Annotated in this window: 16 protein-coding genes and 1 pseudogene; 10 read left to right on the forward strand and 7 right to left on the reverse strand. The window is 60.6% G+C overall.

The features are described 5' to 3' along the window. Window positions 1–4: 4 nt before the first annotated feature. Window positions 5–139, forward strand: a pseudogene (locus NSND_RS22210) (RHS repeat domain-containing protein); the annotation flags it as partial. A gap of 27 nt (window positions 140–166) precedes the next feature. Here the strand turns inward: NSND_RS22210 and NSND_RS17050 are convergent. Then, on the reverse strand, window positions 167–367 hold the full coding sequence (locus tag NSND_RS17050) for a hypothetical protein (protein ID WP_080880135.1): 201 nt from the start codon (window positions 365–367) through the stop codon (window positions 167–169). Between the two features lie 2 nt (window positions 368–369). After that, entirely contained in the window at window positions 370–651 is a 282-nt protein-coding gene (locus tag NSND_RS17055) for a hypothetical protein (RefSeq protein ID WP_143833603.1), read from the reverse strand. A gap of 340 nt (window positions 652–991) precedes the next feature. Here NSND_RS17055 and NSND_RS17060 point away from each other — a divergent pair, with 340 nt between their 5' ends. From NSND_RS17060 to NSND_RS17090, 7 genes are all read left to right on the forward strand, one after another. Continuing rightward, window positions 992–1828: an aldo/keto reductase family protein gene (locus NSND_RS17060; protein WP_080880137.1), complete on the forward strand. Its 837-nt coding sequence runs from the start codon at window positions 992–994 to the stop codon at window positions 1826–1828. A gap of 68 nt (window positions 1829–1896) precedes the next feature. Continuing rightward, on the forward strand, window positions 1897–3513 hold the full coding sequence (locus NSND_RS17065; protein ID WP_080880138.1) for a Na+/H+ antiporter: 1617 nt from the start codon (window positions 1897–1899) through the stop codon (window positions 3511–3513). A 296-nt stretch (window positions 3514–3809) separates the two neighbouring features. Continuing rightward, window positions 3810–4451, forward strand: coding sequence for a hypothetical protein (locus NSND_RS17070; protein ID WP_080880139.1), 642 nt, complete (start codon window positions 3810–3812; stop codon window positions 4449–4451). Between the two features lie 171 nt (window positions 4452–4622). Further along, window positions 4623–5093 (forward strand): GNAT family N-acetyltransferase, encoded by a 471-nt coding sequence (locus NSND_RS17075; RefSeq protein WP_080880140.1) that lies wholly within the window; start codon window positions 4623–4625, stop codon window positions 5091–5093. Next, the gene (locus NSND_RS17080; RefSeq protein ID WP_080880141.1) at window positions 5090–5509 is read left to right on the forward strand and encodes a hypothetical protein; all 420 of its coding nucleotides are present in this window, start codon (window positions 5090–5092) and stop codon (window positions 5507–5509) included. The genes NSND_RS17075 and NSND_RS17080 overlap by 4 nt, the downstream gene beginning before the upstream one ends. Window positions 5510–5551: 42 nt before the next feature. Then, the gene (locus NSND_RS17085; protein ID WP_369974251.1) at window positions 5552–6751 is read left to right on the forward strand and encodes a TIGR03862 family flavoprotein; all 1200 of its coding nucleotides are present in this window, start codon (window positions 5552–5554) and stop codon (window positions 6749–6751) included. Then, on the forward strand, window positions 6738–7298 hold the full coding sequence (locus NSND_RS17090; RefSeq protein WP_080880917.1) for an RBBP9/YdeN family alpha/beta hydrolase: 561 nt from the start codon (window positions 6738–6740) through the stop codon (window positions 7296–7298). Before NSND_RS17085 ends, NSND_RS17090 begins: the two co-directional genes overlap by 14 nt. Before the next feature lie 110 nt (window positions 7299–7408). Here the strand turns inward: NSND_RS17090 and NSND_RS17095 are convergent, their stop codons facing one another. Further along, window positions 7409–8191, reverse strand: a complete 783-nt coding sequence (locus tag NSND_RS17095; protein ID WP_080880143.1) for a carbon-nitrogen hydrolase family protein — start codon at window positions 8189–8191, stop codon at window positions 7409–7411. A 204-nt stretch (window positions 8192–8395) separates the two neighbouring features. Between NSND_RS17095 and NSND_RS17100 the strand changes: the two genes are divergently transcribed. Next, the gene (locus tag NSND_RS17100; RefSeq protein WP_080880144.1) at window positions 8396–11740 is read left to right on the forward strand and encodes a DUF748 domain-containing protein; all 3345 of its coding nucleotides are present in this window, start codon (window positions 8396–8398) and stop codon (window positions 11738–11740) included. A gap of 23 nt (window positions 11741–11763) precedes the next feature. Here NSND_RS17100 and NSND_RS17105 read toward each other — a convergent pair whose 3' ends face one another. Beyond that, window positions 11764–12081: a BON domain-containing protein gene (locus NSND_RS17105; RefSeq protein WP_159450850.1), complete on the reverse strand. Its 318-nt coding sequence runs from the start codon at window positions 12079–12081 to the stop codon at window positions 11764–11766. A 148-nt stretch (window positions 12082–12229) separates the two neighbouring features. Here NSND_RS17105 and NSND_RS17110 point away from each other — a divergent pair, with 148 nt between their 5' ends. Beyond that, the gene (locus tag NSND_RS17110; RefSeq protein WP_080880918.1) at window positions 12230–13519 is read left to right on the forward strand and encodes a BaiN/RdsA family NAD(P)/FAD-dependent oxidoreductase; all 1290 of its coding nucleotides are present in this window, start codon (window positions 12230–12232) and stop codon (window positions 13517–13519) included. Between the two features lie 246 nt (window positions 13520–13765). Here the strand turns inward: NSND_RS17110 and NSND_RS17115 are convergent, their stop codons facing one another. From NSND_RS17115 to NSND_RS17125, 3 genes are all read right to left on the reverse strand, one after another. After that, a complete protein-coding gene (locus NSND_RS17115; RefSeq protein WP_080880146.1) occupies window positions 13766–14791 on the reverse strand; it encodes a DUF481 domain-containing protein in 1026 nt (341 codons plus the stop codon). Between the two features lie 150 nt (window positions 14792–14941). Beyond that, window positions 14942–16186: a hypothetical protein gene (locus NSND_RS17120; protein ID WP_080880147.1), complete on the reverse strand. Its 1245-nt coding sequence runs from the start codon at window positions 16184–16186 to the stop codon at window positions 14942–14944. Window positions 16187–16295: 109 nt separating this feature from the next. Then, entirely contained in the window at window positions 16296–17414 is a 1119-nt protein-coding gene (locus NSND_RS17125) for a hypothetical protein (RefSeq protein WP_080880148.1), read from the reverse strand. Window positions 17415–17424: the final 10 nt, after the last annotated feature.

Raw genomic sequence — 17424 nt, forward strand, 5'->3', positions numbered from 1 at the left:
AAACCAATTACTCAGCAAGACCCTGCCGGGCAGACAGGTCACGAGCTACCTCTATGATCTCTCCGGCAACGTGACCACCGTGACCGATCCGGATAGCGTACTGACCATGACTTATGACCTGGCGAAGGCCTGCGCATGAAGTGAGCCAGTTGGGTCCGGATGAGGGTTAGCGGGGTGGTTTAGGCAGGCGCCGGGACCGTTGGGCGCCGAGTGCGAATTCCAGCGCGGCTTCGAGGCGAATCACACGCGCGTTGAGGTCTTCGATATGCGATTGCTGTTTGGCTACCGTGGTGCTGAGTCGGTCCACTTTGTCGTTCAGTTTGATGGTGTTGGCAAAAGCATCCCATACGCGCTCGGTGAGCCCCATCGTTATCCTTTCTTGGAAGTCCTGGCGAGCGCCTGCATGCGCGCTTCCGACTCCGCCACCAAGGCGAGGGTTTTGTCGATCGAGCGAATGGTTTTCTTCGTCTCCAGGATGACTCGCTTGGCCATGTGATCCAACAGCGCTGGATCGTCGGCCGGAGCATAGCGTTCGCCGCCCTCTCGCAGGAGTTCCGCCATAGTGAGGTTGGCGGCTTTCGCCTTTTGCGCGAGCCGACGTTTCTGGCTGGGGCTCATGAGGACTGGAACTTGAATCATTGTAGATGCCATGTGAGCCTCCCTCGAGCGCGATATATAGATGCTATATATCATACAAACGGAAGGGCTGTCGATGAGATCGGGATGGTAGGAGTGCCGGTGGACTCAGGGTCGTGCCGGTGTTTCCGTCACACGAGCAGGGGCCTGACAAGTGCCTGCAGTCTCTCACCCAGCCCAGCACCACGGCGACCCTGTGGCCGAACGTGCCGGGTCGCGTGGCCGGACCATGGCAGCGCCGCCGATCCCGCGTGCGGCAGGACAGGCACGCTCCGACTGGCACGACCTTCGATCATTGGAACATTGAGACCGTCGTGAGGATCTGTGTAAGGTACGGCGTGGAGGACTTCACGTCATGCTGACTGCCTACAATCAGGTGCCGATTCCCTCGTTCATGTACGGAACCGCTTGGAAAAAAGAGGCCACGACTCAGTTGGTACTGAAGGCCGTGGCCGCCGGGTTCACGGCGATCGATACGGCCAATCAGTTGATCCACTATCAGGAAGCGCTGGTCGGGGAGGCGTTGCTGGATCTGGCGAAGCAGGGCACGCCGCGTGAGCGGTTGTTCGTGCAGACCAAGTTCACGCCGCTCAACGGCCAGGACCATCGCAGGCCCTACGATGCCCAAGCCGATCTCACCACCCAGGTGAAACAATCCTTCGACAGTTCCCTCGCCCATCTCCACACCGACTATCTCGATTCCTATGTCTTGCACGGCCCCTATGGGCGCCGCGGGTTGAGCGATGCCGACTGGGAGGTCTGGGCCGCCATCGAATCCCTGTACGGTGCGGGGAAGACGAAGATGATCGGCATCAGCAACGTTTCGGCGGATCAACTCACGCTGCTCTGTGCGCGGGCGGTTCATAAGCCGATGGTAGTACAGAATCGCTGTTATGCGGCGCTGGGCTGGGATCAGGACGTGCGGACCGTCTGCCGGACTCACGGTATCATCTACCAAGGGTTCTCGCTGCTGACGGCCAACCGTGAGCTGTTCGCCGATCCTGAGGTACGGGCCATGGCCGCCAAGTACGGCATGGGGCTGGCGCAACTGGTGTTCCGATTTGCCATGCAGACCGGCATGTTGCCGCTGACTGGTACGACCGATCCACAACACATGCAGGAGGATCTGCGCTCCGACCAATTCGCGATCGCGCCCGACGATCTCCAGCGACTGGAAATCATCGGGATGTAACCGGTTGCCTGTAGCCGCGGCGATTGGTCCGGCCCGCGCGATCGCCTCAGAAACGGTCTTGTGCATTGATGGAAAGCCTGCATCAACTCGAAGTGATCATCATGTTGCTTGCGGTGGTGCTCGCGCTGACGACCATCGCGCAGAAGATCCGTATCCCGTATCCGATCTTTCTGGTGTTGGGAGGTCTGGCGCTGGGTCTGGTGCCCGGCTTGCCCGCAGTGACACTCCATCCTGACCTCGTGTTCCTGGTCTTCCTGCCGCCGATCTTATGGGCCGCCGCCTATTTCACGTCCCTGCGCGAGTTTCGCCAGAATCTCCGGCCGATTTCGCTTCTGGCGGTCGGGTTGGTCCTGGCGACCTCCGCCGGGGTGGCGTTTGTGGCCCATGCGCTCTTGCCCGGTATCGGGTGGGCGGAGGCCATCGCGCTGGGTGCAATCGTCTCGCCGCCCGACGCCGTGTCTGCGACGGCCATTGGGAAACGGCTGAGAATCCCCCGCCGGATCGTCACGATCCTGGAGGGGGAAAGTCTGGTCAACGACGCCACGGCGCTGGTGTTGTATCGGGCGGCTGTGGGCGCCGCAATGAGCGGTTCATTTGCACTCGGCCATACGCTGTTCGAGTTCGTATTCGCCGCGCTGGTGGGAGTGGTCATCGGCATCGGGGTGGCCTGGCTCACGCGGTGGGCGCTCTGCGCGACGGACGACGGGTTTACGCAGATCGGCGTGACGTTGCTGGCGCCGTACATCGCCTGGGTGTGTGGGGAGTCGGTGCATGCCTCTGCGGTCCTGGCTTGTGTGGCGGGTGGGCTGTACCTTCGTCAGTCGTTCAGCGGCGCGGTGTCCCCGGCTACCAGATTGCAGGCGCGTGCGGTGTGGGATCTCCTGATCTTTATCTTGAATGGAGTCATTTTTATCCTGATCGGCCTGCAGTTGGGCGCGTTACGCGATTCGGTGCCGCCGGGCCAGTTCGGCCCGGTGCTCATTGCCGGGGCCTGGGTGAGCGCGACAGCTATCCTGGTTCGGCTTCTGTGGGTGCCGTTGGCCGCTCTCATCCCGCGATGGTTGAGCGCGAAATTACGTGCACGTGACCCCATGCCACCATGGTCGGGCCTGTTCCTCATTTCCTGGACCGGCATGCGCGGGATTGTGACTCTGGCTGCCGCATTGGCGTTGCCGGTGGCAACCAGCACCGGTGTGCCATTTCCATTTCGCGCTGAAATTATTCTGATCAGCTTCACCGTGATTCTTGCGACCCTGGTCCTGCAGGGCCTCTCGTTGCCGCCGATCATCAGGCTGTTGCACCTCAGAGAAGACGATGGGTTGGAACAGGAAGAAACGCTGGCACGGGAACATGCGGCGACGGCGGCCTTGAATCGGCTGGATCAAGTAGCCACGGAAAACTGGGTGTCGCTGGAGCAGGTGGAGCGGGTGCGCCTGCGGTATCTCCAACGGCTGGAGCGGCTCACCAAGGCCAGTCTGGCGGAGGAGACGACTTTGAGTTCGACCACCGAATCCGTCCAGCGCCTGCAATATGAAACGTTAACGGCTGAGCGCATGGCGCTGATCGATCTTCGAGATAACGGCACGATCAGCGACGAAGTCCTTCACCGCTTAGAGCAGGAACTCGATGTGGCCGCGCTCCACCTGGGCGTTGGAGAGCGACGTCCCGGCAGAACCCACAGGTGAGCAAGGTCTGTTTGGATGACTTCCTCTTGATCAGGAACACCGCGGGCGTAAAGGCGTGACAACCGGCCGCAACTCCTCTTCCCTCGTCGACTTCGCCACCTCGTTCCCTCGTTCATAGACCGGTGGTTGCGCGACTGCCACTTTCGTTCCCCCCTTCGCAGTAACACTTCAGAGGACTTTGCTCCCTTCCGGCGACTAATGGATAGTGCGCCCTCGGCAATAGGCAGGGGGTTCACTGAACACATGTGCTCGTGCCCGCTTCATGAGCCCGGGCACGGCGAGTAAGGAGTGTGAGGATGGCTGGCGCAAGGCGTTCGAAGGTCGTGATTGTTTTGTTCCTGGTTGGAGTGTTGTGTGGCATGGGGTGGGGACCCGCCCATGCTGAGGAAAGCGGTGCGAATCCAGACGCGAAAACGGAAGAGCCGCATTGGGTGATCTCTATTCGAGGAGGCGTGGCTCAGACGACTCAGGAGCATGTCTCCAATGCGGTCGCATCGTTGGGCGGCGCGGGCAGCCTCCAATTCCTCTATCAATTTTCTCCGTATTTTCGTTTTGGTCTGACCGTTGATGGCCAGCAGCAAGCAGTCGATGTGAAGAATGGCGCGGGCACGTTCGGTGATCTGTTGACCGTCGCCGTCATGCCGACGATCGAAATGTGTCCGTTTCAAACCACCACCGCGATTCCCTACCTCTCAGTCGGCCTTGGCATGAATTTCAACATGTTCTCTACGGCCACGCGGGTGCTTCCGCTGGATTACGGCAATACGTTTGCGGCGCGAATCGCAGGCGGACTCGACATTCCGTTGACGCCTCACTGGAGCCTCAATACGGAACTGGCGTGGCGGCTCAATAAGGGAGACTGGACGCAAATGGGTATGACCGGCCGGTTCGATGCCACGTCTGTCCTTGGCTTGGTCGGTATTCGATATATGTTCTGACGCTCGCTCCGGCGATCGTTCCGCAGGAATGCCGGATGTGCTTATCCCGCCTTGTTCTGCTGTCCTTCATCCGATTCTCTTTCGGCGACCTCCGCTGTCGGTGAGTCCACCGTACCGACAGCGGAAGCCACCCCGCTTGACGCGCGCGCCTGCTGCGGGTAGGTTCGCCCCATGTCGATTCGTATTACTCAGGCACAACCGTCCGATGCGCCGCTCATTGCCGGACTGGTCGGAGACTTGTTGCGGGAGATCATGGCGGCCATTGAGACGAGGGCGTTTGAGTTTTCTTTGACCGATACGGAGATTCGGGCTCGTGGCTGGGTGACTGATGGGAGCTATACCGTGCTCCTGGCCCATGAGGACGAGACAGCAGCGGGATTTCTGGCCTTATCCGAGTGTCGAGCGCTTTATGCAGAGGGGGAATTCGGGATCATCCCGGAATTGTATGTGCGTCCGGCATTCCGTTCCCGCAAGTTGGGCACCATGCTCGTGGCAGAGGCGAAGCAGGTTGCCCGGTCGAAAGGATGGACCAGGCTGGAGGTGACGACACCTCCACTCCCGCAGTTCGACCGGACCCTGGCGTTTTATGAACGACAGGGATTCAGCATTTCCGGCGGACGGAAAATGAAACTGTCTCTGTGATCCGGCCCGTTGTTCAAGAAGAGCGAACCGGCTGTGGCATTGCGGCAGCGGCCGCGTTGGCAGGTGTGTCCTATGCGCGCGCGAAGGCCGTCGCCGCTTCGTTGGGCATCTCTGCTCAAGATCCGAAGCTGTGGTCCGAAACGGCATCGGTGCGGCGGCTGCTGACACAATTCGGTCTGCGTCCCTCGCGGGCGACCAAACCGTTTCGCTCCTGGACCGGTTTGCCGGATTGCGCGTTGCTGGCCATCAAGTGGCATCTGGAGCAGGGACGACCGTTCTGGCACTGGGTCCTGTTCGTGCGAGAGAACGACCGGTCGTACGTGGTAGATTCCAACCCGACATTGAAGGATTCCCTTCGGACCGACTTCGGGCGTATGAGGCCGGTGTGGTTTCTGACTGTGACGATGAAGAGGTAACAGGTGAAGATCGCGATTATCGGTGGCGGGCCGGCCGGGCTCATGGCCGCTGAGGCGGCATTGGCCGGCGGGGCGCAGGTCGCGCTGTACGATTCGATGGCGTCCGTGGGGCGCAAGTTTCTGTTGGCCGGAAAAGGCGGGCTGAACCTGACTCACTCCGATCCGCCCGATCTTTTCCTCAGCCGGTATGGCGAGCGCCGCGCGCAGGTCGCGCCCTGGTTGGCCGAGTTCGGGGCCGACGCGATTCGCACGTGGGCGCGCGGGCTTGGTGTCGAGACGTATGTCGGCTCCTCCGGTCGTGTGTTTCCGACGGATATGAAGGCTGCACCGCTGCTGCGCGCCTGGTTACGGCGGTTGCGTCAGGCGGGAATGATGATTCATGTGCGGCATCGTTGGCATGGCTGGGATGAAAAGAAGGCCCTCTGTTTCGAAACGCCGCAAGGTACGACCTCCGTACGGGCGGATGCGGTCATCCTGGCGTTGGGTGGAGGCAGCTGGCCCAAACTCGGCTCGAATGGCGCATGGGTGCCGTTGCTCGCGGGGCGTTCCATTTCGATCGCTCCGTTGCGACCGGCGAATTGCGGGTTTGATGTGGGGTGGACCGAACACTTCCGGACCAAGTTCGCGGGGCATCCGGTGAAAACGGTGGGCGTGGTGGCGAAATCACCGACCGGCGCCGTGATGCGCCGCATGGGGGAGTTCGTGATCACTGAGACCGGTGTTGAAGGTGGTGTGATTTATGCCGTGGCCTCTTGCCTCCGCGATGAAATTGAAGCCACCGGCCGTGGCACGCTGCGGTTGGATCTGGCGCCGGACCGTGAACTGCCGCGTTTGATCAAGGATCTCTCTCAGCCGCGCGGAAAAAAGACGATAGCCACGCATTTGCAGCGGCGCGCCCATATCGACGGGGTGAAGGCCGGGCTGCTTCGTGAGATTGTTCCCAAGGAAGATTTTGCAGACCCGACCCGTCTGGCGGCCGCGATCAAAGCCTTGCCGCTTACACTGACGGCGCCTCGCCCCTTGGAGGAGGCGATCAGCACGGCAGGCGGTGTGACCTGTGAGGCGCTCGACAAGCGGTTGATGCTTAAAGCGTTGCCTGGAGTGTTCTGCGCAGGAGAAATGGTGGATTGGGAGGCGCCGACGGGCGGGTATCTGCTCACGGCCTGTTTCGCCAGCGGGCGCACAGCCGGTGTTGGTGCGGTCGCCTGGCTCACGGAGCGTGCAGGGCGTGCTAAGGCATAACACGACCAACGACGGGGTTGTGGCCCTGATCGTCCCTGGCATCGGCAATTCGGGACCCGGCCATTGGCAAACCTTGTGGGAGGAGCGGCACCCTGGCTGGCAGCGAGTGCAGCAGCGTGACTGGGATCGTCCGGTCTGTGCGGAATGGCTGCGCGGGCTTGATGCCGCCATGGCTCGTCTTTCTGCTCCGCCTGTGCTGATCGCGCATAGCATGGGTTGTCTGTTGGTCGCGCACTGGGCGAAACGTTCCTCGCTTCGTGTTCGTGCTGCGTTTCTGGTCGCAGTCCCGGATCCTGCCGGCCCCATGTTTCCGCCTGCTGCGCAGGGTTTTCAGCCGGTCCCTTCGGAGAAACTTCGGTTTCCCAGTCTGGTGGTGGCGAGCAGCAACGATCCGTTCGGTTCCGTCGCCTATGCGCGGCGTTGTGCTGCTGATTGGGGCAGTGACTTTGTGGAGGTTGGTGCCGTCGGCCACATCAACGCGGACAGCGGTCTCAGTGACTGGCCGGCCGGGCTTGCGTTATTCGATGGCTTCTTGAAGTCGTTGTGACCCCTCGCCGTCTGCGTTCGTATCTCGTGAAACGTGAAGCGTATCTCGTCAGGACGAGATACGAGCGACGGGATACGGTCTGCGTTCGATGCGCTTCACCGCGCATGTCGCTAGAGCAGGATCTGTCGATATTCCGGCGAGGCGAGTGTTCCTGCTTTCAGATCCCAGTCGATGAGGAAAATGGCAGACCGTTCCGAGGACATCGAGAGGAGTCGCCGCCCGTCCTGAGCCACCACACTGTCCGCCTTCCTGAAATCGAGGGTGCGATCGGCTCCGGTGCGGTTGCACACGAAGAGGGGCAGTCCGGTGTCTTTTGTGCAACGTTCCCACTCGCCGTTCGGGCCGTGCAGTCCAGGAGCCCAGGCCGCCGACGAGACCAGGATCTGCGCGCCTTTCGCTTTCAAGCTATTGGCAATGCCTGGGGAGAAGGCGTCGGCGCAGATGAGCATCCCGACGTTCCCGAGTGGCTCCATCGGAAAGACCGTCGTTTCCGTGCCGGGAGTCGACCAGGCTTCGGACCCGACGCGCAGCGCATTGATCTTGCGATGTGATCCTGCCAGGCGTCCGTCGGGGGCGATGGCGAAGACGGTGTTGTAGAGTCGGCCGGATTGCGGGTCCCGCTCAGGATGTGAGAGGAAGATGGCGACGCGCTTCCTGGCGGCAAATAGGCGGACCTTCTCCATCCAGGGATCCGGCTGCGGGGCGATCCAGTCCGTGCCGAGTGTATCGGCGAAGGTGTAGCCGCCGACCGCGAGTTCCGGCGTGATGATCCAGGCGGCTCCGAGGCACGCGGCTTTCGTGATCGCGTGCGCGATCAGGTGACGATTTTTCGCCAGAGCGCCGGGTATCGGAGCCAGATGCAGGAACGCGATTCGTAATCGGATGTCGGCCATCGGTCACCTGTACGGCATACGCGTGCCTGATTGTTCTGATCAGGCCGGACTGTAGCATAGCAAGCCGTTGATATCGACTAAGCATGGCCGGCTCGATGGACAGGGCATTCTCATCATACGTAGAGGCTCGTCACGATCGGCTCATCTCCGCGGCTTGTGCCTGCCGCTTCTGTTGCGTACAGTGAACCAGAGGCCAATTGCGCGATGGACCAATCCACAACAATTCCTTCCGCCAGGAAAAGAGGACGCACCGCGCTTGTCCTTTTGTTGCTGGTGATGCTGTGTATCGGTGGGTTGCTGGCGTTACCCTGGATGCTCAATCGTCCGTCAATCGGGGCGGCGTTGCTGCAGCAGTTTGAACGGCGCACGGGCCACGCATTGTCGGTCAAGGCCTGGCATGTTCGAATCCTTCCGTCCATTCGGGTTGAATTGCTGCAGACGCAGCTCCACGCACCCGGTTCCACCAGGCCGTTATTGAGTGCCGATCGCCTGGAGATTACGCTCCAATGGCTGCCGCTATTGGAGGGACGAGTCGTCGCCCATGATCTGGTCATCGATCGGCCTCGCCTCACGGTCAGCCGGGCGACCGACGGCACCTGGTCTCTGGGCGGAACCGCTCCTGCGGCATCACCCGGCGAGTCGGATTCGCTCACTCCGATGGTACAGATGGTCAGGAATCTCCTCGTAATCGATGGCGCGATCACGGTCGTCGACGAGTCGAACTCCGCTCCTCGCGTTCCCGTTCACATTGTGGTGAGCCAGGGAACTCTGTCGAATGAGATGATGGGGCGTCACGCGAAGGTGCAGTTATCCGGCGAGATTCCGCAAGCGGCGGACAGAGCGGCCTTTACCTTCGGTGGATTCCTGATCGGAAATCATGAAAGCGGCGGGATGCAGGCGGAGGGAGATCTCCGATTGCACCACATCCATGTACGACAGGCCCTATCGGTATGGGGAGGTCAGGACTCGATTTTCGATGGTCTGACGGGCGCGGCGCAACTCGATGCCCACGTGCGAGTGACCGCCGGAACCGATGGCTATGAGATGGCCGCGGACAACTGGAAAGCCCAGCTCGCGGACCTGTCGATACAGGGGACCGCGACAGTATCCGGCCGGGGAGCCGATCGGCCTCGCTATTCGGCAACCCTGTCCGCCGCGCCGGTCATGGTCACTCGGTTGATGAGTCATCTCCCCTCTGCCTGGATTCCTGCACAGATTCGAGACCGGCTTGTGGAGTACGGTGTGGATGGGCTGGTGACATTGCAGACCCTGTCTGTTTCCGGCGAAGTCGGATCCGGTGCGCGACCGGATCTCAGTGGAAGCATCGGTCTACGAAACGGCCGTATGACGCTCCATTCCCGGTATCCTTCCATTGAAGACTTGTCAGCCGGTCTTGTATTCGATAGCTCACAGGTCCGCGTCACGGCTCTTCGTGCGACTGTGGGCCCGTTGCGCCTGACGGGGGACGATTTGCTCATCAGGCAGTGGCACGGCGATCCGCAGGTCGACCTTAAGATTTCCGGAGCCGGTTCCCTGGCAGGATTGGTGGAGGTCGCACGGCAAATCGAAGACGTGCCGATTCTGCACGCCCTATTGTCCCGGGTGCAGGGGGCGACAGGCGATGTTGAAGGAGTCGCCCACGTGGTCGGGAATCCGGATGAGAAGACAGGCCTTTCGCTGGTCGACGTCGATCTCAGACTCCGCCACGCCGGTTTTCGCAGCGCCCTGCTTCCGCTCGATGTCCGGGAGGTTCAGGCGCACATCCATGTGTCGCCGACGGTGGTGCGCATCGAACGCCTGGAAGGCCAAGTGGGGCCTGCCGCGTTCGATGCCGGAGGGGAGCTGACCTGGACAGGAAGCGAATTTTCTTCCGATGTGACAATAAGCATGGTTGCAGACGCCGCTAACGCCTGGTCGTGGATCGCGAATGCTGTCGAAGTCGGCCCCAGGCCGGATGTGGAGGGGGTCGTCCGCATGCAGGCTACCGTAACCGGCAGGGTCGATGAACCGCGTTTCGCGGGTCAGATTCAACTCAAGTCCGTCGGAATGCGCATTCCCACCATCCTCACCAAGCCGCTGCACGCACCCGCCTCCATCGATTTTGATACCCGCCTGTCCGGCGGCAGCCTCTTGGCGATCCGGCACGTCGGACTCGTATTGCCGCCGGTGCAAATCATCGGCGACGGAACCCTCAGCCTCTCGGAGGGCATGGCCTTTGCTGGGAATGTCTCGTCCGGTGCGATCGCGCTGAATAAATTGCCGGCCGGCATTACGCTTGGGCCGATGAAGGCCGGGACGATCAGCACGAAACTCCATATGGAAGGACAGATACGGGACCGGGCGTCCTGGCGGACGTCGGGAGAAATTCGGTTCGATCGCGGCACGATCGTTCTGGACGCGTTGCGTGATCCGATTCACGAAGCCTTTGTGACGCTCCGGTTCGATCAAGACAAGATTCTGATCCCGCGTTTGGCGTTTCATGTGGGTGAGAGCGACCTCCGGATCTCCGGTTCCATTGCGCAATGGGCGGAATCGCCGAAGGCCCGTCTGGTGATTGAATCATCTCAAGTCGACATCGCCGCGTTCCTTCCCTCACCTCAGCCATCATCCGAATCACGTAGGGGCCGATTTGACGGGAAGTCCTGGTGGTCTGAGGGCAGGGTTGACGCGTTCTTCTTCGCCGATCATCTCTATTACAAAAAATTTCTAGTCACGGACTTGTCCGGCCGGGTCGTGTGGGACCATGGTCTGTTGACGGTCGAGCGGATCAGCGGCGATACCAACGAGGGGCATGTCGGCGGTCAGATCAAGGTCCGGTCGACAGGACGGAGGGTTGAGCAGGCCAGGAGCACGTTTCATGCGAGCGGCATTCCGATCGAGCGCGTCTTATCTCTCGTCCGGGAGGAACCTGCACTGTCGGGGTGGCTCACGACGTCGGGCAAACTGCAGGCGGAATTCGAGCGCACGGGCTTCACTCTGGATGCCTTGACCAGCCGTCAGCCGATTCAGATTCTGATCGAGGACGGACGACTGTATCAGGTGCCCGTGATTTCCGCATTGCTCTCGGTCATGAACCTGCCGGCGGTACTGCAGGGGCAAGTGAATCTCGCTAAGGACGGGTTGCCGCTTGATCGGCTCAAGATGGTGCTGTCCATCAGCAACGGCGTCGTCCAGGCCAAAGAATTCCTGCTCGACAGTCCCGTCCTCAAGATCAGCGGGACAGGGCGGTACGACATCCAGGCGGACCGGTTCGATATGGTGCTGGCTACCAGCCCGCTCGGGTCCTATTCCGCGGTGCTCAAACGCATTCCATTGTTCGGCCACCTCCTGGCCGGGGATCGACAGGGATTCGATACGGCAATCTTTGAACTGAAGGGCTCGGCGAACAATCCGGACTTGCGGTATCTGCCCACGGAATCACTAATGACGGGGCTAAAGGGGACGGCTCAATTGGCCTTTGACATTCTCGTCAATGCGGTGACCCTGCCGCAAAAGGCCTACTCGATGATCGAAGAGGGAATCACTGGAGACGAAGACGAGGAGTTTTGAGCCGACGACAGGATACCGGAGTCTCACCGGGAGAGGTCGGGGCGAATCTCGAGATCGTTCTTGACCCGCTTCACACCTTTGACCTGTCGAGCCAATTCTGCCGCTCTCGCCTTTCGCTCAGCCTTGGGTACTGTCCCCGTCAGGGTGACGGTTCCACCTTCCGTGGCTACGACGATACCATCGAGATCGCCTGAGCGATCCTCCGCCAGCTGGGTTTCCACCTGCTGAGTGATCACACTATCTTTCGGGGCATCCGGTGGTATTGTACCTATGGGCAATAGGCATCCGGCAGTCAGACACAAGAGCAGCAACAGATAGCGCAGCGTGTGAAATCGAGGCATAGGGCTCCCGGTATTCAGGTGATGAGTGCGGACCGTGCGTCGATCTTGGCATAGCGAAACGCTCTTTTTCCACGTCGGAGTTTGTGATTGCGAGCGCATAGCGCAACGGGCATCATGCGCTGCGCTGAGCGAAATTATGCAGGGGGGAATGGCAGTGGCATCGATCGATCTCTGTATCGTAGGCGCCGGAGCGGCCGGGTTGGCGGCCGGTATTTTTGCCGCCGAGCAGAACCCGCATCTGAGAATCGAATTGCTGGACGGGGCAAAGACTATCGGCGCCAAGATCCTGGTTTCCGGCGGCGGCCGCTGCAATGTCACCCATGATGTGGTGACGCCGGATGATTTTTTCGGCACCCGCCATCTGGTTCGCAATGTGCTCGCCGCCTTTCCGGTGGAGGAAACGGTCCGGTGGTTTGCTTCGCTCGGTGTGGACCTCAAGTGCGAGGAGACCGGTAAACTGTTTCCGGTGACCGACAAGGCGCGGACCGTGTTGGAGGCGCTCCTCGCTCGCAGCCGGGCGCTCGGGATAGTCCTTCGTTCCGGTCATCGAGTCACCGATATTGTCCGCCTTGACGGCACAGAAGTCGCAGGCAAGCCGGAGCCTGCCCGGTTCGTGATTCGACACCGAGAAGGCGAGACCGTTGCGAGGCGCGTCATCCTGGCCACCGGCGGGCGGTCGCTGCCACGTACGGGGAGCGATGGATCGGGCTACGGACTCGCGCGACGCCTGGGCCACCAGGTGACGCCGACTGTCCCGGGACTGGTGGCCCTGGTCCTCGACGACCGCTGTTTTCACAAGGGACTGTCCGGGCTTTCACAGGAAGTCGAGATTCAGACTTTGGTACAGGGGAGACCCGTCGATCGCCGGATCGGCAGCTTACTCTGGACGCATTTCGGGATCAGCGGCCCGGTGGTGATGGATGCCAGTCGCTTCTGGTGTTTGGCCCGGGAACAGGGGGAGGCGGTCGAACTCTACGGAAACTTCTTGCCCGGGCGCACGACGGAACAGGCGCGTGAATGGTTTCTGGCACAGGCTGCTCAGTATCCTCGGCGGTCGTTGCTAAAGCTGTTGATGGAGGTCTTGCCAGAGCGATGCGCCGAGGCCCTCTGTCGTCATGCGGAGGGCGCCCCGCAACAGGCCTGTGCCCAGGTGTCACGCAACATTCGTGATCGTCTCCTGTCGGCTCTCACCCGGTTTCGGTTTCCTGTCCTGCGCGATCGAGGGTGGAACTTTGCCGAGGTGACGGCCGGGGGGATTCCGCTCGAAGAGGTCAACTTCCGCACGATGGAGTCAAAGGTGGTCCCCGGCCTGTATTTGGTCGGGGAGGTGCTCGATTGCGACGGGCGGATCGGCGGGTTCAATTTTCAGTGGGCCTGGGCGACCGGACGGCTGGCCGGTCGAGCGGCAGCCGTGAATCCTAGCCCGCATTATTCGTGAGCACTTCTGCTGCAATCGCCGATTCACTGCTGCGACGAGCCTTCGACCGGCGGGCTCGCCCCTCGGCCCCTCAACGTACTGCATGAGTACGCCTTGGGTCCTCCCGGCTACGCGCGCCGGTCTCGCAACGTGACTCGGCGATTTCGCGACGAACCGTCATGAATAATGCGGGCTAGTGCCGGAAGCAGCGAACAGGGCGAGCGGGCCGCGGGCAAATAGGAACGCCGCTAGGTATTGCCTCGGCCGTCACTTGAATTCGTAGCCTACGCCAAAAATGAGGGATTCGTCGATTTTCTCCCGTCCTGGGGCGGGTTGCGTATTCAATCGAAGGTCGTATTCCACGTTGAAGAACAGATTCTTGTAGACGGTGATCCGGACTCCCTGGTCCGCATTGATGCGGAAGGCATTGCCGGCATTGACGTCGTAGAAGCCTTCATGGCGATGGAAGACTTTGACGCGGTCCGGCCATACGGCATGTTCCCAGCGGAGACTCCATCGGCCTGATGGGGTTTGCGTGTTCGGACTGTTGGTGAGGTGCTCGCTCACATGAGCAAGGCCGAGGGAGAGCGAGAGGGTGGTTCGGGCACTCTCGTAAAACTGATATCCCAAACCGCTACCGATCGTGGATCGGAGTTGGAGGTTCTGCAGGGTGTCCTTTTCAAGCATGCCGAAGGATTCGATGAAAATCTGCTTGCTGAGGAAGTAGTTGTGCTTCACGCTGGCCAGTGAATTTCTAGCCGTCACGAGCTCGCCGGCCTGCCCGTAGTTGTATTTCCCTTCGAGTAACAGTCGCTGGCGGTACGCTTGAATCGTCAAGCGGGCGGCACTGTTGAAGGCTTTCGTGCTGCTGTTGCCTGAGGTGCTGTTGCCGCCGACTGTGACGGTTCCCGTGAGTCGAAGCGGTTCGAGATTAATGGCGGTAATATCGGCCAAGGGCACGGGACTCTCGGGACCCAGTTCTCTAGCCTCACGCAGGGCTTGTGCGCCGTACAGAAAATCGCGAAGTGCATCATGTGATTTGCCCGGCACCAGAATCTTCAGTGGGCCGTCGGACTTCAGGCTCTCGACTTTGCCCCAATCGATTTTCACCTCACCCCCGTAGTCGGTCTGCAGGGTGAGGACGCGCTCTTCCATTTTGAGAATCGTGCCGGTCAGTCGATCTCCATTCTGCAGGTGTACTTCGTCGGCCCAGGACGGCAGGGCGAGACACAGGCTGATGAAGAATGCTGTCCACTGCCACAGCAGGGAGCGACTGATGACATTGCGGTGCATGGATGTGAATCAGGGACGGACGGGTACGTCACTCGTGGCGAGAGTCGGGCGGCCCGCGTTCTGTCGATGGTCCAACCCTACTGGAGTGCCATCGGAGTTGCAAGAGAGCGGGAACAAAAAACCGCGCACGGGTGATCTGCCGACTGAGGCCTATTTGGCGATGGTGATGCTCGGCACGCCGGTTCGCGGCACGTCGGTGACGGTCATCTGAAACAGTTGGGAGAGCAATTTGAACGCTTCACGGTTCCAGCGCGCCTGGGGTCCCGCGGCATTGATCGCATAATAGCGGCCATGGGATTTCACGGCCAGGTCTGGTTCGTCCGGCGTGTGATCGAGGATGAGCAGGTCCATCGTGTGCACAGGATTTTCGGCCACGGGGGGCGTCCGCGCATCCTTTTCCACGGCATACTCGCGGTCTTCGTCCGCGGCGTGCCCCAAAAAATTCAACATCGCGTTAAAGCTGCGCAGCCTGAAATCGCCCTGCAACGGCCACTCTCCTCCGAAATGGCCTGCCCGAATGTCGAAGGAGACATCGTTGACCGGGCGCTGGTCTGCCGTTTCGTGTAACCGGACCCGTTCTGCGGCTGGAAGCGTGGCGGGATCATAATTCGTAATGAGAATGCGTCCGGAGACCGGCTTGCGCAGGGTGTAGGTGCGCGTCTCGCTCTGGTACGTGATGAGGTATTGCTGTTCCAGCGCAGCAAAGCCTTCGGCGGTTACGGACTCAGCCGGGATGGTCCAGGTGCGTTCGAACGTCAAGGCTTCCGCATAGAGGTGATTGGCATCTTGAATGGCCGACAAGTGCAGGACGACTTTTCGGAACATGTCATAGCCGTCTTTGTCGGAGGGACTGTTGCGGTAAGCGACTTCTTCGCCCTTGTGTTTCAGACGGAGTTCTTTGGCCATAAGCCGCAGGAGGAGGTCGATGTCGACTCCTTGCCGGAGCAGCAGGGTGAGTTTGCTTTCCTGGAACGGCGCCAGGATGCGCTTAGTGAATTCTTCTCCCTCGATCGGCGTAATGCTGATGGTGGGATTTTCGGCGATTGATCCTCCGAATAAGGGAACCAATGTCCGGCCGTGTTCTCCGGTGAGGGCCGGTGTGGCGCCCGCGCTGATACGGAAATCGAAGGTAGCCGCCACGTTGGCGACGCCGGTGAAGTGAATCGGCTCATGATGGTGCGCCCGCGCGATATTGATGAGGAGCTGTTTGGAGATCGCGTCGGTGATGGCCTCGTCATAGGCGAGGACGGCGCGGTTGAGTGTCGGCGGCGACAGGCAGCCTGCGAGGCTGAGAGCGGCCAGCAGGCCGACCAGGCTGCGGAGCCACCCGACGTGAATCGTGCCGCGCACTGGATCAGATCGGCGTTGGTCGTTCATCAGCAGGGGTTCTACCATATCTCTTCACTGGAGCCTAGCGGGCTGCGGAAAAACTCGATTGCTACGCGATGCGAGAACGCCGCTGGCGGACTGTTTCCGCATCCTGCTATGGCCTGAGCCCCTGCGCTTAGTGGCTGGTGAACGGGAGAAAGGAGATGGCAATCGAAATTGCGATGAGCACGATGATGATCCATTCGAGCACTTCCATCCGTCGAGTCGTGGCGCGGTCGGTCATTTTTCCGTAAATGCTTTCGAGTGTCTGGAGTTTTCTGATGATGCTGGCGTCCCAGGCTTCCAGGTGAAAGCGTTGGGAGGCCAATCGATAGACGCGGGCCAGGTATTGATCGCCGAGCAGCTTCAGCGTGTTGGCCACGCGTTCGAAGAGCACGGCGCTGTCGACCTGCAATTGCCCGATGTGCGTCAATGCGACTTCGTGCGAACCGGGCAGCCATGATGTCAGGCCGGTCTTTCGCGTCAGCGCGTCATACCCCTGGTCGAGCGCCGTATCGAGTTGCTCATCCAGGGCGCGCATTTCAAGCAGTTCGACGTTCACAAACTCCAGCACCGCCCGCACGTCATCCATGTCCTGTCCGAAGACGAGGGCGGCATTCCAGTCGATCAGGGCGGTGTCATCGCGACTGAATGAAATCCGGCAGGACGTCGCTTCATGGATTTCCTGGTCGGAGAGTCGCGTGCGCTCGCTACGAAGCACGTGGGCGAATAACGGATCGTAGGGAGCGCCGAAGGTTTGGATGGCCGAGGGTGTGCAGTGCTCAATGGAAAAAATCAAATAGTCCTCGACCTCCTTCGACGTGGACGGCCGCTCGATGGCCGGAAAGATGTCGCGCACCAGTTGATCCAGGCGGTGGCGCGATTCCGCCAGCAGCGTCTCGTTCTCGTACAGCGACTCACTTAAGCTCAGCAGGCCGTCAAAGGGACCGTCGATCGGAATGCGGTAGATGACGGTGACCGCGCCGAAGTCGTACAGCATCACCTCCACGGCTTCGCTCGACCGGTAGTCGCTGAAAGCCAGAGCGACGGTCTCCTGTGTCAGTCGAAGCGGCGCCGGACGGTATTCAAAATAGTGCGGAGCTCGCGCTTTGTGACGGATGCGCCCGCGTTCTTTGATGGCGGTGACGTGCCGTTCCGCCTCATCGAGATTGATCGCCAATCCAATGTCATAGGCGAACAGGGCATAACAGGTCCCCTGTTCGATCGAGAGCGGAGGAGCATCGAGGGGTGCCATGGGGGTTCTC

The organism is Nitrospira sp. ND1 (genome assembly GCF_900170025.1).
Taxonomy (GTDB): domain Bacteria; phylum Nitrospirota; class Nitrospiria; order Nitrospirales; family Nitrospiraceae; genus Nitrospira_A.